Here is a 20,649-nt window from a genome sequence, read left to right as displayed (position 1 = left end):
CTTGCGACACGTGTTCACTTAATTAAGTTATTTTCATATCAGATATACACGAAAAATTATATTTCGCGCTCGCTCCTTGGGGTAAGTGCACATGTCCGACGACAGCAACCAGATGGTCGCGTACCTCCGTCAGAACCCCCGCATGATGGGCGTCCTGTTCACGCTCACGCTCCTGCTCTCACAGGCGGGAAGCGTGGCAGCCGGCAACACCGGAATCATCTACGGTCCGTAATCACGGAAGGAATTCGCAATCCCAGTAGACGGTATCGTCGTAGACGACCGGAATCTGTTCTAACGCGAGGAAGTCTCGAAGTTCTTGGGTCGATAGCCTGATGTCCGAGAGAGACTGTGATGAGAGGAAATACTCGGAGTTGTTCGGTAATGCAGGTATGATTAGCGAACCGAGCCCACTCCGAGATGTGGGGTACGCGTTGTACGACAGTTCGTACGTGTCCGAGTCAATGTGCTCGACCTCACAGAGTATCGCGACTCCGCTTTCGGCTTGGACTACAGAGAGGCTCCCGTCCCCGACCACGCCGTACTGGTGGGCGATGTCGCTGTCGGTTCGGACCACGTCGAGGGACGCCTGCAGCGGGAATCCCCCGTTAAGCAGTCGGGCCAGCGTGCGCCCCACGCCGACCGCCTGACTGTTGATGACCTCGCTGAACGTGACGATACCGCCGATAGCGCCGGCCTCGACGAGCGCGAGTCCCTGGTCGTACGACTGGCAGGCGTTGAGGAAGAACGCCCCCGTCCCGACGTGGTCGAGCGTCTCGGCGTCGACCCTGCCGTCGCGACACTGGAAGCCGTCGTCGTCGATGTGGCCGATGTAGTGGAGGAAGTCCGTCGGCTCGGCGAGTATCTCCCGAAGCTCCGCCCGGCTGAGGTCGTAGTGGGCGTCGACGTCGAACGACAGCCCGTCGCGCGAGCCGTAGACGTCGTCGACGATGTCCGTCTCGGCGAGCATCTCCGGGTCGTTGCAGACGACCGTGATACCGATGTCTCCCTGCGTCGGCTTGCGCTGAAGCCGGTTCCGGTAGGCGGCGGGAGTGGTCTTGCTCGCGCCGACCGGCGTTCCGTCGCTTATCCACGCCTGCTCGACCGAGTCGGTCGAACTGGGCTTGACGTACGTCTCGTTCGGGGTCGTCGCGCCCGCGCTCCTGACGATGTCGTCGCGGAGGAAATCGTCGACGACGGCGGCTTGCACCTCCGAGTGGGGGACTTCGGTCCCCGTGGGCGTCCTGACGACCGCGAGGTCGTTCGTGATGAACGGCAGGAGCTCGATGTTGTCGGTCTGCGGCGCGACGTGCGTCGTCAGCTTCCACTCCGGGACGAGGTCGGCGATGTGCTCGTAGGGTATCTCGAAGTACGCCGAGAGCTGTTCGCCGAGCGACGCGTCGTACAGCCGCTCGACGTCGATGTCCGTCCGCGACTCGACCGTCTGGCGCTCGTGGAGCGGCACGTCGTAGATGCCCTCCGTCCGAACGACGCAGTCGAGGAAGAACGTCCGTTTGAGCGCGCGCGCGACCGACTCCTCGAAGCCGTGGGGGCCGTCGAAGTCGTGGACGAACCCGTCTTCGGCGACGAGTCGGGGGGCGTCACCGGGGACGAGTCTCGCGCCGAGGTAGTACGCCAACGGCGTCGCCACGAAGATGTGACTCAGCGTCGGCGGGAGTTCGATTCGGACGCCGGTCTCGGGGACGTGAAGCCCCTCCGGGATGTCGAGTTCGTCGCCCAACTCGAGAAGCGGCGGGTGACCTCGGAGCGTGGGGTACGACCGCTCGACGCTCGTGGTCTTGAGCGCGGAGCTGAACGCCGAGACGGCCTCCATCACGTCCAGCGGGTCGTCGGTCGTCGTGACCGTCGTCGCGGGGCTCTCGTGCGACGACCGCGCGCCGACGTACACCGTCTGCGGCTCCTCGAACGAGAGGACGGTTTCGAGCGGCTTCGCGTCGACGGTCAGCGGTCCCTCGACTCTGAGGTACGTCTTGACCGCACCGAAGAGTTCGATGCTGTAGGTTGCCGCGTCGAGTTCCTCGTGTCCCTGCTGGTCGACCTGCGCGAGCATCGACCCCGCCTCGTCGCGGACGCAGACGACCGTGTTCGCCGCCAACCCGATACGGTCGGTCTCGATGCGGACCGCCGCGTCCGTCGGGAGCGAGAACCGACGCCGGTCGGCCGGCTCGGGCGCGACAGGCGACGGCGTGCGAAGCATGAACTGGTGGCGTTCGACGTTATCCCGAACGACCAACCCCGCGCCTTCCGAAGGGAGCGAAAAGCCGACTTCCAGCGTGGAAGACGCGTCAGCTCGCTTGCCCTGCCCGGACGATTCCATTGAGTCTATGTGACACGATTAGGGTAAAAAACGTATTGGTCGCGAGAACGTCACGGCTCCAACGGAAACCAGCCGGACGAGACCTCCTTCCGCCGGAGGTGCCAGCGTTGGCGGACTTCCGCGCCCTCGACGTCGAGTTCGACGACGGCGTCGAACAGCGGTTCGAGCATCCGATTAATCTCGTCCTCGCGGCCGCCGGGGGACCAGACGTGGACCATCCCGTTTCGCGCGCGGACGTGAGACGTCATGACGTGGAGGAATCGAAACACGTGGTCCCGCTCGTACCGCGAGAGGAGCGACGGCAGACAGTCGAACGCGACGCGGAGTTCGGCCGGAGAGAGCCCCCCGGCGAGGCTGTCGAACTCGGTCACGTCGGTCGCGAGTTCCGCGCCGAGTTGGCCGAGGCCTCCGCTCACCCGGCGTTCGCAGGTCTCGACCGCAGTCGGTACGGCGGCCGACGGTGACGGCGACGCCGCTGCGCTCCGTTCGAGCGTCGAGTACCGCACCACGCGGGTCCACTCCTTCGAGCGTTGGATGTCCGTGTCGAGGCGGGTGTCGAGCGGCGTCGAGTCGTTGAGAACTAACAGGCGGCGTCGAGGCTCGTCGGGAGCGCCGAGCATCTGCTTGGACGCGCGTGAGTAGAGTTCAGTCGGAACCGACCCGACGACGAGGAGCGCGCTCCCTCGTCGCTTGAGGTCGTCCAGCCCGAGTTGGAACGTGGACGTGTCCTCCGTCACGGCGATGTCCGTGTCACCTCCCGAAACCATTCGTGTTGCACGACGAAACCATATTTAATAATACTTTGCGTGTTGGTCTCTCGAAATGTGCCACCAAGTGTCATTATCGATGGTGCACTCTGATTGGGGCGTGTTCGGCCGCTTCGACCGCCCGAGACGGCGGGTCAGACTACCCCGTCGCCCGGACGGTCAGCACGGGAACCGGCGCGGTCCGGACGACGCGCTCGGTGACGCTCCCGAGGAGCACGCGTTCGACGCCCGTCCGGCCGTGCGTCGCCATCGCGATGACCTCCGCGCCGTGTTCCGTCGCGTAGTCGAGGATGGTCTCGTGGGGCGCGCCCCGCCGCACGGCCCCGACCGTCTCGATGCCGCGGCTCTCGCCGCGTTCGACGACCTCGTCGACGACGCGTTGGCCCTCCTGCTCCAGGGTTTCGAGGACCGTCCCGCCGATGATACCCGCGTTGTCCCGCGTCGTGTTCACGACGAACAACACGTGTACCGTCGCGTCGTACCGCTCCGCGAGGTCGAACACGTGCGGTATCGCCTGTTCGGCCGCCGGACTCCCGTCGACGGGGAGCAGGATTTCGTCGTACATCGCTGGATGTACGCGCCCCAAATGTGTGAATCCTTCGCACACCACGGTGCGCCGCTCGGTCGGTCAAAAAACGGAGTTGCCGGCAGGTCGGGGCGGACGGGTGGAGCCGACGGGCGGGGTGGACAGATGGGGTCGTCTCAGTCGCTGACGTACGCCTCGATACGGTTCATCGCCTCGCGGAGTTCGCGCATCCCCGTCGCATAAGAGACGCGAAGGTGACCCTCGCCGCCCTCGCCGAAGACGCTCCCCGGGACGAGCGCGACGTTCTGCTCTTCGAGGAGGCCCTCGGCGAACGCCTCGTCGTCGCCGTCGGGGGCCTCGGGGAAGACGTAGAACGCGCCTTTCGCCTCGAAGCAGTCGAGTCCCATCTCCTCGAAGCGGGCGAGGACGAACCGACGGCGGCGGTCGTACTCGCGGCGCATCTCGTCGACGGAGTCGTCGCACGACCGCAGCGCTTCGAGCGCCGCGTACTGCGCCGTCGTGGGCGCCGAAAGCATCGCGTACTGGTGGACCTTGTTCATCGCGTCGATGGCTCCGGCAGGCCCCATGGCGTAGCCGAGTCGCAGCCCCGTCATCGCGTAGGCCTTCGAGAAGCCGTTGAACACGATGGTCCGCTCGCGCATGCCGGGGTGGGTGGCGATGGAGGCGTGGTCGTCCTCGTACCGGAGGTCCGAGTAGATTTCGTCGGAGAGCACGACGAGGTCGTGGTCCCTGACGAACGAGGCCACGTCGGCGAGTTCGTCGTCGGACATCACCGCGCCGGTCGGGTTGTTCGGGTAGCAGAGCACCAGCACGTCGGCCTCGTCGGCCCCGGCGGCTTCGAGCGCCTCGGGAGTGAGCGTGAACTCGTCTTCGGCGCGGGTCGGCACCGGCAGCGGTTCGCCGCCGGCGAAGATGGCTCCCGGCGTGTACGAGATGTACGACGGCTGGGGAATCGCCACCACGTCGCCGGGGTCGACGAACGCCCGGAACGCGAGGTCGACCGCCTCGCTCGCGCCCGTCGTGACGATAATCTCGTCTTCGGGGTCGTACTCCTGGCCGTAGCGGGTGACGCGCTCCGAGATGGCCTCGCGGAGTTCGCGCATCCCGCGGTTCGACGTGTAGGAGGTCTTGCCGCGTTCGAGCGAGTCGATGGCGGCGGTCCGGGCGGCCCACGGCGCGGAGAAGTCGGGTTCGCCGACGCCGAGGGAGATGACGTCGTCGACCTCCTCGGCGAGTTCGAAGAACTTCCGAATCCCCGACGGCGGCACCTGTTTGACGCGGTCCGAAAGCTGGTCGCCGAGCGTCATGGCGACACTGAGAGCCGGTCGTCGTCGTCGCCGTCGCCGAGTTCGATGCCCTCCTCCTTGTAGGAGTCCATCACGAAGTGCGTGACCGTCTTCGTGACCTCGGGGATGGGGGCGATGCGCTCGGAGACGAAGTTCGAGACGGCGTGCATCGACGCGCCCTCGACCTCGATGAAGAAGTCGTAGTCGCCGGAGACGAGTCGCAGCGTGGCGACTTCGGGGAACCGCGCGATGCGGCGGGCGATCTCCTCGTAGCCCGTCTCGCGGTCGAGTTCGACGTCGACTTCGACCTGCGCCCGGACGTGTTCCTCGTCGACGTTGTTCCAGTCGACGACCGCCTGGTAGCCGCGGATGACCCCGTCTTCTTCGAGTTCCTCGAGCGCTGCTGCCACTGCTTCGGCGTCTGCGCCCAGCTGGCGGGCGATGTCATCTACGCTCTCGCGAGCGTCGTGACGCAGCAAGTCGAGCAGTGACTGCTTGTCCATGGACAGTCCGTTGCAGGCATCCGTAAAATGGTTTGCCCAACCGGGCGGAATTGTCGTGTCACTCAGTGTCATGCGACGGGCGTCGTCGCCGACCTGTCCGGCGGAACACTATTCCGCCGCCGGCGGAAACGTGTCCGCCATGAACGCCGAGTTCGATTGGCTCACCCTCGACGACGACGAAGAGGTACTCTGGGCCGACACCCCGCATCCCTACAGCCTCGTGCCCTCCTTCATCGTCGGCGTCCCGCTCTCGCTCGTCCTCGTGGGCATCCCGCTTCTCGTCGGGTCGTACCTCTCGCACAAGAACACGAACTACGTCGTCACGTCCGACGCGCTCTACCGGAAGTCGGGCGTCCTCTCTCGGAGCGTCCAGCGCATCGAGTTCGACAAGGTCCAAGACACCTCCTACAGCCAGACGTTCCTCGGCGCGCAGTTCGGCTACGGCTCCGTCAACATCAGCACCGCCGGTGGGAGCAGCATCGAGATGAGCTTCCAGAACGTCGCCGAACCGCAGTCGCTCCAGTCGCTCATCAACGAGCGAATCAAGCGCCGCGCGGGGCCGGAGACCGACGCGGAGGGGAAGGCCGCCGTCCTCGACGACATCCTGACCGAACTCCGCGCGATTCGGCGGGCCGTCGAAGGCGATGAGGGCGCCGCCGCGGGCGACGACGGTCCCGACGAGGGCGGAACCGACTCCGACTCCGACGCCGACGCGTCGGCCGACGCGCTCGAACCGAGCGACTTCGAGTTCGACGCGACGACCGACGAGCGATGACGACCGACTCAGCGACCGACTCGGAGACCGCCGCGGCCATCGACGACTGGCTGGCCCGCGGCGACGACGAGACCGTCCGCTGGGCGGGTCGCCCGCGGATACAGACCGTCATCCCCGCCGCGGTCGTCGGGGGCGCAATCGCCGTCGCGGCCGTCGCCGTGGCCGTCGTGAACGACGCGCCGGCGCTCGCGCTCGCGGCTCTCGTCGGCCTCCTCCTGCCGGCGTGGTCGTACCTCCGCGTCACTAACACGCGCTTCGTCGTCACCGACAGGGCGCTCTACCGGAAGTCGGGCGTTCTCTCTCGGACGGTCCAGCGCGTTTCCCTCGACCGCGTCCAGAACAGCGCGCTCTCGCAGGGCGTTACCGGGTCGCTGTTCGGCTACGGGACCGTCTCGGTCGAGGCCGCGGGCGGCGGCGCAATCCGCTTCGAGGACGTTGACGACCCCGGTGCCGTCCGCGACCGAATCGAGGGACGCGACGACCGCGATGGCGACGAACTCCCCGGGACGGTCGAACAGTGGGTCGCCGTCCGCGACGAGGTGCGGGCGCTCAGGGCGGCCTTAGAGCGGTAGAAAAACGGGAGTTTTCGGTTCGGTTCGCGGCGCGGGTTCGCGTCAGTCGTCGTCCGCCGCCGGAGCGGCGGGACCGGGCTGTGCCGTGCTGTTCCCCGAGAAGCCGACGCCCGCGAGGACGAAGGCGAACAGCACGAGCGGCGAGAGGTAGCCGAAGAAGTAGTACCACATGTAGTCGAACGTCGCCACACCCAAGACACCGGCCATGTACGCGCCGCCGGCGTGCCACGGGAGGAGCGCGCCGGTCGGCGTCCCGGCGGACTCGATGGCCTGCGAGAGGTCCGAACTGTCGAGGCCGAACTCGTCGTAGGTGTCGCGGAGCGTCATGCCGGGGACGACGATACTCATGTACTGCTGGGCGGTGAGCGCGTTGGTCAGTATCGCCGAGAGACCGGTGGAGGCGACGAGCAGGCGCGGGCTCCGAATACCGCGCTGGAGGCGGTGGGCGAGGACGGCGAGCACGCCGGTCTGTTCGAGCAGGCCGCCGAGCGTCAGCGCCGCGACGACGACAGCGATAGTCCACGCGGAGCCGGAGACGCCGCCGGAGGCGAGCAGGCTGTTGACGAGTTCGGAGCCGGTTTCGGGGCCGGTGCCGCTCATGAACGTCTGCCACGCCGTGACGAACGACGCGCCCTGCACGAGGATGCTCGTGAACGCGCCGGCGAACGCGCCCGCCAGGAGGACCGTCAGCGCGGGGTAGCCCGCCGCGGCGAGGCCGAACGTGACCGCGAGCGGCAGGAACGCGAGGAGCGTGATGTCGTACGAGGAGGCGAGGGCGGTCTGAATCTCGGCGATTTGGCCGGCCGGAATCGCGCCGGTGATGCCGAGGCTGAGGAGGACGAAGCCGACGAGCGAGAGGCCGAACGCGACGGCCGTCCCGCTTCGCATCGCGCGGATGTGGTCGTAGAGGTCGGTGTTCGTGACGGCGGCTGCGAGGTTCGTCGTGTCCGAAAGCGGCGACTGCTTGTCGCCCGCGTACGCGCCGGAGAGAATCGCGCCGGCCGTCATGGGCTCGGGGACGCCGAGGCCGGAGCCGATGCCGATGAAGGCGACGCCGAGCGTGCCGACCGCGGTCCACGACGAGCCGATGGCGAAGGTGGCGATGCCGACGAGGAGCGCCGTCGCGGGCAGGAACACCTGCGGCGACAGCAGGTCGAGACCGTAGTACATCAGCGCCGGAATCGTCCCCGCGGCGACCCACGTCGAGACGACGCCGTAGATGACAAACAGGATGAGAATCGCCTGTAGCCCCATCGCCAGGCTGCGTTCGATGCCCTCGTAGAGGTCCTCCCAGGTGTAGCCCCAGACGAAACGACCGAGGAGACCGACCAGCGCGATACTCCAGATGAGCGGGATGTGCGGGTCGAGTCCCAGCCACGCCGACCCGAGACCGAGGAAGGCGACGAGTCCGAGCACCGGAACGAGCGCCTGTTTGAGCGTCGGGCGCTGCTCCGGGGCGATGTCGTCGTACGACCGCGGTGTGTACCTATCAGTTCCCATCGTAGCTCGACAAATAACTTTAGAGCATAAAATTGTGTCGTGTTATGCTTTGAGTGCATTGTTATGCAATGACGTACTTTCGCTTGACAATATAATTCCCGACAGTAATCCTACGGGTGAGTCGCCGCGGGCGGTCGCTCCGAACATTCACGTATTCCGATAGGTCGATATTTCGGAACGTGTCAACAAATAGGGAAACAGACATACCGGAGGCGCGCCACGGGTCGGGCATGGCCCTCGACGAGTTCTTCTTGTTTCCCCTCGGGTTGGTCGCCCTCTTGGGGGCGGTCCCCCTCGTCATCCTCTATCTGCTGCGGCCGGAGCCGGTCCGGCGCACCCTCCCGACCTTCCGGTTCCTCGCGGACTCGGCGGGACGAAACGCGTCGAACCCCATCTTCGACCGCCTGCTCCGGAGCCTGCTCCTCCTCATCCAACTGCTCGCGCTCGTCGCGCTCGTCGGCTCGCTGGCGACGCCGTACGTGATGGTTCCCGAGTCGGAGACGGTCCAAGAGACCGTCCTCGTCGTGGACACGAGCGCGAGCATGGGCGTCCGGGACGGCGGAGGGACCCGATTCGACAGCGCTCTCGCCGCGGCGCGAGACGAGGTCTCCGGCACGACCTCGGTCGTCGCGGCGGGGTCGAACGCGAACGTGGTGCTCCGCCGAGGGAGCGCGACCGACGCCCGCGCCGCCCTCGACGGCCTGCGCGCGAGCGCGGCACCCGGCGACCTCCGCTCCGCGATTACCGCCGCCGCCTCCATCGCCGGCGAGGACGCCCGCGTCGTCGTCCTGAGCGACTTCGCCGACGACTCGCCGTGGAGCGACGCGGTCCGCGAGGCCCGCGCCCGCGGCCTCGTGGTCGAACTCCGGCAGTTCGCGGGCGGCGGACAGGGCAACGTCGGTATCGTCGACCGGCGCTTCTCGGGCACGAACGTCACCGTGACGGTGAAGAACTACGGCGACTCGGCGACGACTCGGACGCTCTCTCTCGCCGGCGTCACGCGGGAGGTCCGGATGGACCCCGGCGACGTGGCGACTGCGACGCTTCCGGTCCCCGCGGGCGGCGGGCGCGCCGAACTCTCGCCGGGCGACGCCTTCCCGACTGACGACGCGCTGTACGTCGCGGCACCCGAGGACGCCTCGGTGGACGTGCTCGTCCTCACGAACGACGAGAACCGCTACCTGACGGCCGCGCTGTCGGTCATCCCCGAGGTGTCGCTGACCGTTGACAACCCGCCGACGGCCGTCTCGACGAACTACGACGTGGTCATCTACAGCAACGTCAACCCCGGTCGCCTGCTCTCGGGCAACGTCGAGGCCGGCCGCGAGGTCGTCGCCGACGGCGGCGGCGTGGCGATTCAGGCACAGGAGGAGTCGCCGAACTACGGCGACCTGCAGCTCGTCTCGCAGGCGAGCATCGAGACGAACCCGACCATCGGGACCGTCGAGAGCCACCAGATAACCCGCGACATCACCTTCCCGCCGCCGACCGAGTACGTTGCCGGTGACCTCCGGTCGGGTCAGTCGCTCGTGACCACGACCGGCGGCACCTCGCTCGTCGCCGTCGAGCGCCGCGGGGTCGGCCGCGTCCTCTACTACGGCTTCATGGAGGACAGCTCGGCGTTCAAGTACAACTACCAGTACCCCGTGTTCTGGAAGCGCTCGGTGTTCTACCTCGCCGGGCGCTCGACGCTCTCCGAGCTGAACCGGGCGACCGGCGGGTCGCTCGCGGCGGGCGCGAACCAGACCGTCGAGACGCCCGCGGGCGAGGCGACCGGCCCCGAGGTCCGCCTCGCCGACGCCGGCTTCTACCGCGTCGGCGACGAGCGGTTCGCGGCGTCGCTCCTCAGCGAGGCCGAGTCCGACGTGGTCGCCGCGCCGCTCGACGGCGAGTCGGCCCCCTCGGACTACCCGACGCGGGTCGAAGAGCGCGAGGTTCCGGACCCGCTGACCAAGTGGGCCGCGCTGGTCGCGCTCGCGGCGACGATGGTCGAGTTGGCCTACCTGCGCCGGCGGGGTGACCTCTGATGGCGGCGCTCGGATCGGTCGCACTGACCGCGCTCGGCTCTGTCGCCTCCGGCTCCCCGCTGACTCCCCTCGCGTGGACCGTCGAGGCCGCCGGTCGGACAATCGGCGTGCAGCGCCCGCTGTTCCTCGTCGCGCTCCCGGTGGCCGCGCTCCTCGCGTGGGCACTCATCTTCCGCGGGGCGGACGGGACCGCCGGCGGGCGCTCCCGGCGACTCCTGTTCGCGTCCCGATTCCTCGTCGTCCTGTGCTTGGTCGTCGCGGCCGCGGGCCCGTACACCGTCACGACGCGGATGACCGACGGCGACCCGCAGGTGACGCTCCTCGTCGACGACTCCGACAGCGCGGCCGTCACCGAGGACGTGGCGTCGCAGCTCGCGGCGGACATCGAGGCCGAGGGCGTCCCCGTCACGACCTCGACGGTCGCCCGCGGCGAGGAGTCGCCCATCGGCGACGCCGTCGCGGCCAACCTCAGACCGGACGGGACGGTCGTCCTCGTCTCGGACGGGCGGGTCACTTCGGGGCGGAGCCTCGCGTCCGCGACGACGCTCGCCCGCGACCTCAACGCGACCGTGAGCGCGGTCGCGCTCGAACCGACCCAGGCCGAACACTACGTCACCGTCAGCGGCCCGTCGAAGACCAGCGTCGGCGTCGAGAACGCGTTCCTCGCGCAGGTCGACGGGGTCGTTCCCGAGGACGCCGAGGGCGCGACCGTCGAACTCGTCGTGGATGTCGACGGCGAGGAAGTCGCCCGCGAGGTGGTCAACACGACCGGCGGCGTCGAGTTCTCCCAGACGTTCGAGACCACCGGCACCCACCGCGTCACCGCCCGCATCGAGAGCGACGACCGCTTCCAGACGAACGACGTGTTCCGCAAGACCGTCCGCGTGGTCGAGCCGCCGCGGGTGCTGTACGTCTCCCGTGGGGACTACCCGTTCCGCGACTACCTCTCGGAGCTGTACGACGTGGAGACCGCCGAGGCCGTCCCCGCCGACCTCTCGGCGTACCACGCCGTCGTCTTGCAGGACATCCGGGCCGAGGACGTTGGCAACACAGAATCGCTCCAGCGGTTCGTCATCGACGGCGGCGGTCTCCTGACCGTCGGCGGGCGCAACTCGTTCGAAAACGGCGGCTACGACGGGTCGAGCCTCGCGTCGATGCTCCCGGTCACGACCGGCGAGGGCACGTCCCAGCAGACGAACCTCGTCTTCGCCATCGACGTGTCCGGCAGCGCGGAAAGCGGCATGCGCGTCCAGAAGTCGGTCGCGCTCGACGCGCTCGACCAGCTCGGCGACGAGAACCAGGTCGGCATCGTCGGCTTCAACTACCGCGCCTACGAGGTCTCGCCGCTCCGCCCGCTCGGGCCGAACCGCGAGTCGACAGCCGACCTCATCCGCCGGCTCCAGTCCGGCGGCGCGACCGACATCTCCGTCGGCCTCGAGGGCGCGGCCCAGCAACTCGGCGACAGGCGCGGGACGATTATCCTCATCAGCGACGGACACGACCGGTTCCAGGACGCCGCGAGGGTCGCGGACCAACTCGGCCGCAACGGGGTCCGCGTCATCACCATCGGGACCGGGCCGAGCCCGAACGAACAGACCCTCCGGACCATCGCGCGGGCGTCCGGCGGGAACTACCTCAGGGCCGACGAGACCGACCGACTCCGCATCCTCTTCGGCGGGTCGAACCGCCAGTACGCCGGCGACGGCCTCACGGTCGTCGACCAGAACGACTTCGTCACCGCCGGCGTCGAACTGACCGCGAACCCCGGCAGCGTCAACGACGTGTCGGTCAGGAGCGGCGCGAACTTCCTCGTCGCGGCCGACGACGGGACCCCCGCAGTCGCCTCGTGGCGCTACGGCCTCGGCCGCGTCGCCACCATCACCACGTACGCGGGCGACGGCACGCTCGACGGCCTGCTCCGGAGCCCCGACTCGCTCCTGCTCACGAAGTCCACGAACTACGTCATCGGCGACCCGGAGCGGAAGGCGACCGGTGTCGCCGAGGTGGCGGACACCCGCGTCGACCAGCCGACGACCGTCGTCTACCGCGGCGGCGAGCGCCCGCGGGGCGTCGAGGGGCTGTCCTTCTCGGCGGTCGATTCCGGCGTCTACGAGGCGACGGTCGTCCCCACGGAGACGGGCTACCGGAACGTGCTCGACACGGCCTTCGCGGTGAACTACCCCGCCGAGTACGCCGGGTTCGGTCGGTCGGCCGCGCTCGAAGCCGCCGTCTCCGACAGCGGCGGGACGATGTACGACTCCGAGGACGCGGCCGAAATCGCCGCCTCCGCCCGCGACAACGCCGCCGGCGTCCAACCCGTCCGCGACGACTGGGCGGCCGCGTTCGTCGCCGCCGCGTTCCTCCTCTACCTCGCCGAGGTGCTCGTCCGGCGTCTTCAAGTGTATCGGGGTCGAACGCAAAGTGAAGGTGGTCTGATATGAGTTCCCTGGGTCGGTCCCTGAACCTCGGTCTCGTCCTCGTCGTCGTCCTCCTCACCGCCGGAACCGTCGGCGCGACGATGTTCTACCAGTACTCGGTGGATTCGCTCGACCAGCAAAACGAGCAACTGCGCGAGCGAAACGAGGCGCTGGAACAGGACCTTTCGCAAACCCGACAGAATCTGTCGGCGACGCAGGCGGAGCTCCAGGAGCTGAACAGCAGCCTCGAACGCACCCGCGGCGACGTCTCGCAGGTCGCGAACAACCTCGAAGACACGGAGTCGCAGCTCGAATCGACCCAAAGCGAGCTGTCGTCGACGCGGAGCGAACTCCAAGAGACCGAAAGCAATCTCCGAGACGCCCGCAACCGTATCAGCGAACTCACGGCGACGCTCGACGAACTCGAAGAACAGCGCAACCGGCTCGAAAACCAGATAGACGGCCTCGAAACGGATAACGAGGAACTGGAGGAGACGAACGCCGAACTGGAGGCCCAGATAGAGACGCTCCAGTCCGACATCGACGACCTCGAAGACCGGGTCGACGACCTCGAATCCGACCTCCGGCGGGCCTGTTCCGAGTTCGAAGACGGCAACGAACCGGCGGTGTGCAGCGGTGTCTGAATCACCCCCGCCCGAACCGGGCACCGACGGCAGCGACGTTCCTGATGCTTCCGACGCACCCGACGCGTCCGACGCACCAGACACGGCCGCCGCCTCGGAATCGGGAGCGACCCGCCGCGAGGCGATGGCCGACGCCGTCAGCGAGGTCCGCCGCGAGGCGGTGAAGGCCGCCGTCGTCTCCAGCGTCGTCGACGCCGCGGTCGCGACGCTGTTGGCGAACATCGCGTTCCGGGTCGTCGAGTTACCCGTCCAGTCGTCGGTGTCGCTCGGCTTCCTCCCGCGGGTCGACCCGGCCGTCTCGGTCCACGTCGCCGTCCCGATCGCCCTCGCGGTGGGCCTCCTCGTCGGCGTCGCGGAGTACCTCATCCTGATGCGGGTACCGCCGGTCGAGCAGTTCGAGGCGGTGAACCCCTCGGTCGCCGAGGCGCTTCGGACCGCCCGCGACCTCGTCGCCGACGAGGGGAACCCGAACCGCGACTCGCGCATGTCGGTCGCGCTCTACGACGACGTGCTGTCCCGCCTGCGGGAGTCGTCGTCGGTTGAGCTCCTGCCGACCCGCCGCATCGTCGGCGCGCTGCTCGTCGCCTTGCTCCTCTCGGCGGGGAGCATCCAGGTGGCCGTCTCGGACATCCAGTTCGAGGGACTCGCCGGCGACGGCGGGCCGGCGGGCGAGGGCCTCGACCAACCCGACGAGGAGACGGGGCTCCAGAACGGGAGCTCGATTCTCGGCGACCCCGAGGACGTGGACGCCGGCTCGGAGCAGTTGAACGCCACCGTCGCCGGGACCGGCGGGAGCGGCGACGGACCGGAGTCGTCGGCCGCGGCCTACGACTCGACCGGCTACGGCGGCGACAGCGCCGTCGAGAGCCAGCGCGCCGGCTACCTCGCCGACGACACGCTCGAAGAGGCCGACCTGATTCGCGACTACACCCTGAAGATACGAGAGAACGACGATGAGTGACAAACGAGACTGGCTCGGAGACGACGGACAGCAGACCGCGGCCGAAGGCGATATCGCGGTCGAGACAGACGACGACCTTGACCTCAGCATCGAGGACCTCCAGGCGAGCGTCGCGGCGGTCAAAGACGAGGTCGGAAAGCGCATCATCGGCCAGCACGACGTGGTCGAGCGACTCCTCGTCTGCGTCCTCTGCGACGGCAACGCGCTGCTCGAATCGAACCCCGGACTGGGGAAGACGACGCTCGTGCGCGCCCTCTCGGACGCGACGGACCTGCAGTTCTCGCGGGTGCAGAACACGCCCGACCTGATGCCCTCGGACATCACGGGCACCGAGATCATCCGCGAGACGCCGGACGGTCGGGACTTCGTGTTCGAGCGCGGGCCAATCTTCGCCAACGTCGTCCTCGCCGACGAGATAAACCGGGCGACGCCGAAGACGCAGGCCGCGCTCCTCGAAGCCATGCAGGAAAAGCAGGTGACCGCCGCGGGCGAGACCTACGAGCTTCCGGACCCCTTCTTCGTCCTCGCGACGCAGAACCCCATCGACCAGGGCGGCACCTACCCGCTCCCCGAGGCGCAGACCGACCGCTTCCTGATGAAGATTCTCGTCGACTACCCCGAGTTCGACGAGGAGCGGTCCATCGTCAAGCAGTACGCCGAGGGCGGCGCGTCGCCCGAAGTCGAGCGCGTCCTGCCGCGGACCCACCTGCTCGCGGCCCAACGGCTCGTGCGGCAGGTCCCCATCTCCGACGACATCCGCGACCGGACCATCGAACTGGTCCGCAAGACCCGCGAAGACGAGCAGGTCGAGTTCGGCGCGAGCCCCCGCGCGAGCATGGCGCTCGTCCTCGCCGCGAAGGCGCGGGCGTTCGTCCACGGGCGCACCCACGTCTCGTGGGAGGACGTGGTCGAGATGGCCCCGCCGGTCATCAGACACCGCATCATCCTCGACTTCCGGGCGGAGCGCGAGGGGCTCGACCCCGACGACGTGATTGCGCGGCTGTTGAACGAGTGACGAACCGATGATAGACCCCGGTTTCCTCGACGAACTCGACCGCTTCGACACCTCGCTGAAGCGCGTCTCGAACGCCCGACGGCAGGGCGACCAGGAGTCGCCGGACGTGGGCGAGGGGCTCACCTTCAGCGACCACCGGCGGTACGCCGCCGGCGACGACCCGCGGCTCATCGACTGGAAGGTGTACGCCCGGACCGAGGAGCTGTTCATCAAGCGGTTCGAGGCCGAGCGGAACCTGACGGTCCACGTCCTCCTCGACGCCTCGGCCTCGATGGACTTCGGCGAGGGCGACGCGAACAAGTTCGAGTACGGCGCGAAGCTCGGCCTCGGCTTTTGCCACCTCACGGCCGAGGAGAACAACGACTTCCGCTTTTCGCTCCTCGGCGACCTGCCCGACCGCATCGACACCGACGCGTCGAGCCGCGGCGAAGTGCTCCGGCTCGTCGAGCGCCTCAACGAGACGACGCCCGGCGGCGACGGCGACATCACGGCCGCGCTCTCGACCTACGCCGAGACCATCCGCTCGCGGTCGCTCGTGGTGGTCGTGAGCGACCTGCTTTTCGACCCCGACGACGTCGCTTCCGGCCTCGCCGCGCTCGCGCGGAACGACGTGCTCGTCGCGCAGGTGCTCACCCCCGAGGAACTCGGCCCGGAGGCGACGGGCGACGCCATCTTCGAGGACCCCGAGTCCGAGGCGACCCGCCGGACCTACTTCGGCGGGTCGGCGGCGCGGCAGTACACGGACCGACTCCAATCGCATCTCGCGGCGGTGGACGAGCGGTGTCAGGCGCTCGGCATCGAGCGCGAACTCGTCGACACCGGCGCGGACTTCTTCGACACGTTCGCCGACCTCTGGCTCGGCGCGCGCCTCGGCGGGGAACGTCGCGGCCGCGGCTAATCCGACCCCGGGACCAACATCGCCGCGGACCGCGGGCTTTTCACGAATCACCCCCCATTGGCCGGTGTGACGGAGACACAGGAGCGCCGCGTGGTCGGCCTCGTCGCGGGCTCGCACGTCGTCAACCACGCCTACCTCGTCGCGCTCGCGCCCGTCATCGGCCTCGTCGCCGACGACTTCGGCGTGAGTATCGCCGCCGTCGGCCTCGCCATCGGCGTTCAGGGCGGGGTCGTGACGCTCCTGCAACTCCCCTTCGGCTACCTCTCGGACGCGCGGAGTCGGACGCTCGTCCTCGCGGTCTCGCTCGTCGTCGGCGCGGTGGGAATCGCCGCGACCGCGCTCGCGCCCTCGTACCCGTGGCTCCTCGCCTCGCAGGCGCTCCTCGGCGTCGGCATCGCGGGCCACCACCCCGCGCACTACCCGCTTTTGGCGACCGCCTCCTCGGAGACGAACCGCGGGCGGGCGTACTCGCTGCACGCCCTCGGCGGGTCGCTCGGCTTCGCCGTCTCGTACGCCATCGCCGCCGGCGTCGGCGCGCTCGGGTTCGGCTGGCGCTGGACCGTCGCGGCCATCGCCGTCTTCGGCGCGGCGTTCGCGCTCGTCGCGCTCCCGGTCGCCCGCGGCTTCCCCGAGCGAATCAAGAAGCCGGCGGCGGAGGACCGCCCGTCGTCTCGCCCCACGCTCGCGGGCGTTCGGCGGGGCGCGTCGGCACTCCTCTCGTCGGCGGGGCTGATGGGCCTCGCGCTCCTCTCGTTTCTCACCTCGGCGGCCGCGTGGTGCATCCGGACGTACTCGCCGCAACTGCTCACCGCCGGCTACGACCTCGCGCCGGGGGCGGCGAACCTCCTCGTCTCGGGGATGCTCGTCGTCGGCGCGGGGACGATTCTCGTCGGCGGCGCGCTCACCGACCGCGTCGGCCCCGGCAACGTCGCCCTCGGCGGCTACGCCGCGCTCGCCGGACTGGCGGCGCTCCTGGCGAGCGGGTCGCTCCCGCTCGCGCTCGTCGTGTTGATTCTCCCCTTCAGCGGGACCATCAGCGTCTCCCGGCCGGCGCGGTCGACCCTCGCGGACCGCCTCTCGGAGCGCGCCGACCTCGGCAAGAACTTCGCCGTCGTCACCATCGGCATCTCGCTCGGCGGGGCCGTCGCGCCACCGGCGTTCGGGGCGCTCATCGACCTCGCCGGCGTGCGCGTCACCTTCGGCGTCGTGGCGGTCCTCGGCCTGCTCTCGTTCGGGTTGACCCGGTGGCTCCTCGGCCGGGTCGACGGGTCGGCGCGGCGGCCGCAGGCGACCCCGAGCGACTGACGACGGCGCGTTCGCTCGCGGCGGTTACTCCGGTGGTTCGCGCTCAGTACTCGTCTCCTCGACCCACGAGCACCCCGAGCGCGATGCCGACGGCCGCGCCGAACCCGGCACCGAACGGCCCCAGAAACGCGAACCCTGCGCCGCCGAAGACGAGCGCCGGAACGAACACCGCAATCGGCGAGACAGCAGCGGACATGCCCCACGATTCCGTCTCCGCAGTGATAGTTCCATTGACACTTCGCGGTCGCGGGAGCCCGAATCCCGATTCCCTTCTCCGGCCACGTTCATGATGACAACAATTCATAACTAAGCGGTCGCCTCGCGTCTCTCCGAACGGTGGTGGAAATGGCAGCAACATCCGAGAAAGAACAACAGCACCGAGCGTCGTTCCTGCGCGTGGCGGACGAACTGTGGAACAAACGCGACTACGAGGTCATCAGGGAGGAGTACGACCCGCTGGTCGAGGTCCACGCCTTCTCTGACCCCGACGGCATCATCGGGACCGACGCGGTCGAGGAGTGGGCCCGGCGGTACCACGACGCCTTCTCCGACTTCCACGTGGAACTGTTCGACGTGGCGGCGCGGGACGACAGCGTGTACGCCCGGTATCACCTGACCGGCACCCACGACGGGACGCTCCGAAGCGCCCGCGGCGACATCCCCGCGACCCACCGCAAGATGGACACGTGGGGTATGGTGCAGGCACGCTACGAGGGCGGCCTGTGCGTCGAAGAGTGGAACAGCACCGACATCATGACCATGCTGTCGCAGCTCGGCGTCGCTCCCGAGTGAGCCGACCGAGTCGCGAAAAACGACCGTTTTTGGCCGCCTATCCGGACCACTCGCCGCGAACGTCGTCGGCGACCGCGTCGCGCCACATGCCGAACCCCTGTTGACAGATGGGGCTCTCTTCGAGGTGGTCCATGAACCCCTCTCCTTCGCTCTCCAGTTCGTCGAGACAGAACGGACACCGAGTCGGGTCGTCCCACGTGTGCGCGATGACCGAGGGTTGTACTTCCTGGGACATACACACCAATATGCGATAATACTTGATAAAAATTTGCACGTGGCCCGTATATGGTCTACTTCGTCTACTTGGGGGCGTATTTTGTACTTGATTCTAAACCGAGTACTCCGATTCCGTCCCCGTGTTATCCCGGCTCGTTCGCGCGGTTTCGACGCCGAATCGTAACCCTATACACGACTCGGGACCCCGTTCTATCCGTGAACTACATCTCGTGGGCGGTCGTCGCGCTCGGGGCCTACTCCCTCGTCGCGCCGCTGATGAAAGTGGCGACGACGGGACAGGGGAAGATTCCGAGCGACGTGGCCGCGCTGGTCGCTAACAGCGTGCTCGTCGTGGGAACCGTCGGGGTCATCGTCGTCTCCGGGCAGAGCGTCACGGACTCGGTCGTGAGTTCGAAGCTCCCCTACGTCCTCGGCGCTGGCGTCTGCCTCGCGGTCGGCATCCTCGCGTACTACCGGGCGCTCGCGCTCGGTCCCGTCTCCATCGTCGCCCCCATCTTCGGGATGTTCCTCGCGCTCTCGTCGGTCGTCGGCATCGTCGCGCTCGGCGAGCCGCTGACGGTTCGTAAGGCGGCCGGTATCGGCTTCGCCGTCCTCGCGATCGCCCTCGTCTCCATCGACTGAGCGGGCTCACACCGCCGCCGAAGGCGACGCGGAACTGCCGCGGGCCAACCGCTTTTGATGCTCGCGGGCCAACGCGCCGACATGGTACTCCTGGAATCCGACTCCGAACTCGAACGCGGCGACGCCGCACCCGACTTCGAACTCCCCGGCACCGACGGCGAGACGTACTCCCTCTCGTCGTTCGCCGACGACGACGCGCTCCTCGTCGTCTTCACCTGTAACCACTGTCCGTACGCGAAGGCGAAGTTCGAGGAACTGAACCACCTCGCGAGCGCCTACGACGACCTCGCGGTCGTCGGCATCAACCCGAACGACGCCGAGGACCGCCCCGAAGACTCCTTCGAGAAGATGCAGGAACTCGTCGAGGACGGCACGATTGGGTACACCGCCTACCTCCGCGACGAGTCGCAGGCAGTCGCCGCCGAGTACGGCGCGGTCTGCACGCCCGACCCGTTCCTCTTCGAGAACACCGGCGACGGGTTCGAACTCGCGTTCCACTCCCGCATCGACGACGCGATGAGCCCCGACGACGAGGTGACCGACTACGAGATGCGCACGGCCGTCGAGGCGCTCCTCGCCGGCGACGACATCCCCGTCGAGGAGTCCCCCTCGCAGGGCTGTTCCATCAAGTGGAAAGACCAGTAAAATAGCGCGACTGCGCTCGCCCGACTCGCGGCCCTACTCGTCGCCGAGGAGGGCTTCCCGGGCGTTCTCCACCGCGGCCTCCTTCTTCGCCGGATAGGCCTCGACTTTCGCGCGGAGCGTGAGCCCGCCGCCGCGGCGGGCCTCGCCCTTGAACGCGGCCTGTTTGTCCAGCCGCAGGAAGAACTCCGTGTTGTCCGTGACGCGCTGGTCGAGTTCGTCGAGGAGCGTCTCGAAGTCGGGGAGGTCGCGAATCTTGGCGAGGACGTGCCGCACGTCGTTCGCGCGCTCGACGCGCGCGGAGAAGACGATGATGCGGTCGCCGTGGTGGCCGGTGCTCTCGACGCGGTCGACGTCGAACTCGTCGGGGAGGAACGTCCGCAGCGCCTCCTCGACCCGTTTTTCGTCTTCCGTCTCGTAACAGAACGTTCGGAGGTCGATGTAGTGGAACGGAACGCGTGGCATAGTGGGTCTAAGAGGCGTCGGTCGGTGTCGGTCGCTTACTCTTCGTCGGCTTCGTCGTCGGCGTCGGCGGCTTCGAGCTGGTCCTGCGCGATGCCGACCTCCTGGCCCTCGTCGAAGCTGATGGTGTAGGTCGGCTCGCCGAACATGCTCTCGATGACCTGCGTGACCGTCCCGGTCTCGCCGTCGAACTCGCTGTGCTTGTCGTGCAGAACGACCTTGTCGTCTTTCTCGAAGCTCATACGCACAGGTTCCGCGTCACCGGATAAAAGGGCGATGATTGGCCGCGAAGTCGCCGGCTCCACCTCGCGACGGCGCGTGTCGAAGCCGATTTGTGGAGCCG

At 68.1% G+C, this 20,649-nt stretch carries 23 protein-coding genes; 13 read left to right on the top strand and 10 right to left on the bottom strand.

The window, feature by feature from the left end; all coding sequences use genetic code 11:
• The first annotated feature begins 91 nt into the window (after positions 1 to 91).
• Positions 92 to 232, top strand: a complete 141-nt coding sequence (locus C5C07_RS21635; protein WP_004977279.1) for a hypothetical protein — start codon at positions 92 to 94, stop codon at positions 230 to 232.
• Here the strand turns inward: C5C07_RS21635 and C5C07_RS06775 are convergent, their stop codons facing one another.
• From C5C07_RS06775 to C5C07_RS06755, 5 genes are all read right to left on the bottom strand, one after another.
• On the bottom strand, positions 233 to 2,251 hold the full coding sequence (locus C5C07_RS06775) for a hypothetical protein (RefSeq protein WP_004977284.1): 2,019 nt from the start codon (positions 2,249 to 2,251) through the stop codon (positions 233 to 235). It abuts the gene before it with no gap.
• Between the two features lie 134 nt (positions 2,252 to 2,385).
• The gene (locus tag C5C07_RS06770) at positions 2,386 to 3,102 is read right to left on the bottom strand and encodes a hypothetical protein (RefSeq protein ID WP_004977286.1); all 717 of its coding nucleotides are present in this window, start codon (positions 3,100 to 3,102) and stop codon (positions 2,386 to 2,388) included.
• Positions 3,103 to 3,241: 139 nt separating this feature from the next.
• Entirely contained in the window at positions 3,242 to 3,667 is a 426-nt protein-coding gene (locus C5C07_RS06765) for a universal stress protein (RefSeq protein ID WP_004977289.1), read from the bottom strand.
• A 137-nt stretch (positions 3,668 to 3,804) separates the two neighbouring features.
• Entirely contained in the window at positions 3,805 to 4,956 is a 1,152-nt protein-coding gene (locus tag C5C07_RS06760; protein WP_115804773.1) for a pyridoxal phosphate-dependent aminotransferase, read from the bottom strand.
• Complete coding sequence (locus tag C5C07_RS06755) at positions 4,953 to 5,438, bottom strand: Lrp/AsnC family transcriptional regulator (RefSeq protein WP_004977292.1); 486 nt, start codon at positions 5,436 to 5,438, stop codon at positions 4,953 to 4,955. The genes C5C07_RS06760 and C5C07_RS06755 overlap by 4 nt, the downstream gene beginning before the upstream one ends.
• 139 nt (positions 5,439 to 5,577) lie before the next feature.
• On the opposite strand from C5C07_RS06755, the gene C5C07_RS06750 reads away from it, so the two are divergent.
• A complete protein-coding gene (locus tag C5C07_RS06750) occupies positions 5,578 to 6,213 on the top strand; it encodes a PH domain-containing protein (RefSeq protein ID WP_115804945.1) in 636 nt (211 codons plus the stop codon).
• Positions 6,210 to 6,785, top strand: coding sequence for a PH domain-containing protein (locus C5C07_RS06745; protein WP_115804772.1), 576 nt, complete (start codon positions 6,210 to 6,212; stop codon positions 6,783 to 6,785). The genes C5C07_RS06750 and C5C07_RS06745 overlap by 4 nt, the downstream gene beginning before the upstream one ends.
• A 42-nt stretch (positions 6,786 to 6,827) precedes the next feature.
• Here C5C07_RS06745 and nhaC read toward each other — a convergent pair whose 3' ends face one another.
• Complete coding sequence (gene nhaC / locus C5C07_RS06740) at positions 6,828 to 8,285, bottom strand: Na+/H+ antiporter NhaC (RefSeq protein ID WP_004977300.1); 1,458 nt, start codon at positions 8,283 to 8,285, stop codon at positions 6,828 to 6,830.
• Between the two features lie 230 nt (positions 8,286 to 8,515).
• Here nhaC and C5C07_RS06735 point away from each other — a divergent pair, with 230 nt between their 5' ends.
• The 7 genes from C5C07_RS06735 to C5C07_RS06705 all read left to right on the top strand — a co-directional run bounded on the left by C5C07_RS06735 (position 8,516) and on the right by C5C07_RS06705 (position 17,552).
• Positions 8,516 to 10,312: a BatA and WFA domain-containing protein gene (locus tag C5C07_RS06735; RefSeq protein WP_115804771.1), complete on the top strand. Its 1,797-nt coding sequence runs from the start codon at positions 8,516 to 8,518 to the stop codon at positions 10,310 to 10,312.
• Positions 10,312 to 12,753, top strand: coding sequence for a VWA domain-containing protein (locus C5C07_RS06730; protein ID WP_115804770.1), 2,442 nt, complete (start codon positions 10,312 to 10,314; stop codon positions 12,751 to 12,753). The genes C5C07_RS06735 and C5C07_RS06730 overlap by 1 nt, the downstream gene beginning before the upstream one ends.
• Positions 12,750 to 13,373, top strand: coding sequence for a chromosome partitioning protein (locus C5C07_RS06725; RefSeq protein WP_115804769.1), 624 nt, complete (start codon positions 12,750 to 12,752; stop codon positions 13,371 to 13,373). Before C5C07_RS06730 ends, C5C07_RS06725 begins: the two co-directional genes overlap by 4 nt.
• A gap of 124 nt (positions 13,374 to 13,497) precedes the next feature.
• Positions 13,498 to 14,334, top strand: coding sequence for a hypothetical protein (locus tag C5C07_RS06720; RefSeq protein WP_004977307.1), 837 nt, complete (start codon positions 13,498 to 13,500; stop codon positions 14,332 to 14,334).
• A complete protein-coding gene (locus tag C5C07_RS06715) occupies positions 14,327 to 15,349 on the top strand; it encodes a MoxR family ATPase (protein ID WP_004977310.1) in 1,023 nt (340 codons plus the stop codon). Before C5C07_RS06720 ends, C5C07_RS06715 begins: the two co-directional genes overlap by 8 nt.
• A 7-nt stretch (positions 15,350 to 15,356) precedes the next feature.
• Positions 15,357 to 16,247 carry a DUF58 domain-containing protein gene (locus tag C5C07_RS06710; protein ID WP_004977312.1) on the top strand — a complete coding sequence of 297 codons (891 nt, stop codon included), beginning with the start codon at positions 15,357 to 15,359 and terminating at the stop codon, positions 16,245 to 16,247.
• 66 nt (positions 16,248 to 16,313) lie between these two features.
• On the top strand, positions 16,314 to 17,552 hold the full coding sequence (locus C5C07_RS06705; RefSeq protein WP_050458960.1) for an MFS transporter: 1,239 nt from the start codon (positions 16,314 to 16,316) through the stop codon (positions 17,550 to 17,552).
• A gap of 43 nt (positions 17,553 to 17,595) precedes the next feature.
• On the opposite strand, the gene C5C07_RS21630 is transcribed toward C5C07_RS06705, so the two are convergent.
• Positions 17,596 to 17,748 carry a hypothetical protein gene (locus C5C07_RS21630; protein ID WP_004977316.1) on the bottom strand — a complete coding sequence of 51 codons (153 nt, stop codon included), beginning with the start codon at positions 17,746 to 17,748 and terminating at the stop codon, positions 17,596 to 17,598.
• 149 nt (positions 17,749 to 17,897) lie between these two features.
• Between C5C07_RS21630 and C5C07_RS06700 the strand changes: the two genes are divergently transcribed.
• Positions 17,898 to 18,344: an ester cyclase gene (locus tag C5C07_RS06700; RefSeq protein ID WP_004977317.1), complete on the top strand. Its 447-nt coding sequence runs from the start codon at positions 17,898 to 17,900 to the stop codon at positions 18,342 to 18,344.
• Positions 18,345 to 18,381: 37 nt separating this feature from the next.
• Here the strand turns inward: C5C07_RS06700 and C5C07_RS06695 are convergent, their stop codons facing one another.
• Positions 18,382 to 18,579 carry a hypothetical protein gene (locus C5C07_RS06695; protein WP_004063678.1) on the bottom strand — a complete coding sequence of 66 codons (198 nt, stop codon included), beginning with the start codon at positions 18,577 to 18,579 and terminating at the stop codon, positions 18,382 to 18,384.
• A gap of 197 nt (positions 18,580 to 18,776) precedes the next feature.
• Here C5C07_RS06695 and C5C07_RS06690 point away from each other — a divergent pair, with 197 nt between their 5' ends.
• Positions 18,777 to 19,202 carry an EamA family transporter gene (locus C5C07_RS06690; RefSeq protein ID WP_004977319.1) on the top strand — a complete coding sequence of 142 codons (426 nt, stop codon included), beginning with the start codon at positions 18,777 to 18,779 and terminating at the stop codon, positions 19,200 to 19,202.
• Positions 19,203 to 19,283: 81 nt separating this feature from the next.
• Entirely contained in the window at positions 19,284 to 19,847 is a 564-nt protein-coding gene (locus tag C5C07_RS06685; protein WP_115804944.1) for a thioredoxin family protein, read from the top strand.
• 33 nt (positions 19,848 to 19,880) lie between these two features.
• Here C5C07_RS06685 and C5C07_RS06680 read toward each other — a convergent pair whose 3' ends face one another.
• Both C5C07_RS06680 and C5C07_RS06675 read right to left on the bottom strand, forming a co-directional pair.
• Positions 19,881 to 20,309 carry an RNA-binding protein gene (locus C5C07_RS06680; RefSeq protein WP_004977322.1) on the bottom strand — a complete coding sequence of 143 codons (429 nt, stop codon included), beginning with the start codon at positions 20,307 to 20,309 and terminating at the stop codon, positions 19,881 to 19,883.
• A 35-nt stretch (positions 20,310 to 20,344) separates the two neighbouring features.
• Complete coding sequence (locus C5C07_RS06675; protein ID WP_004977323.1) at positions 20,345 to 20,548, bottom strand: hypothetical protein; 204 nt, start codon at positions 20,546 to 20,548, stop codon at positions 20,345 to 20,347.
• Positions 20,549 to 20,649: the final 101 nt, after the last annotated feature.

Source organism: Haloferax sp. Atlit-4N (genome assembly GCF_003383025.1).
In the GTDB taxonomy this organism is placed as follows: domain Archaea; phylum Halobacteriota; class Halobacteria; order Halobacteriales; family Haloferacaceae; genus Haloferax; species Haloferax gibbonsii.
The sequence above is the reverse complement of the archived record's forward strand: the minus strand, read 5'-3'. Positions and strand labels throughout refer to the sequence as shown.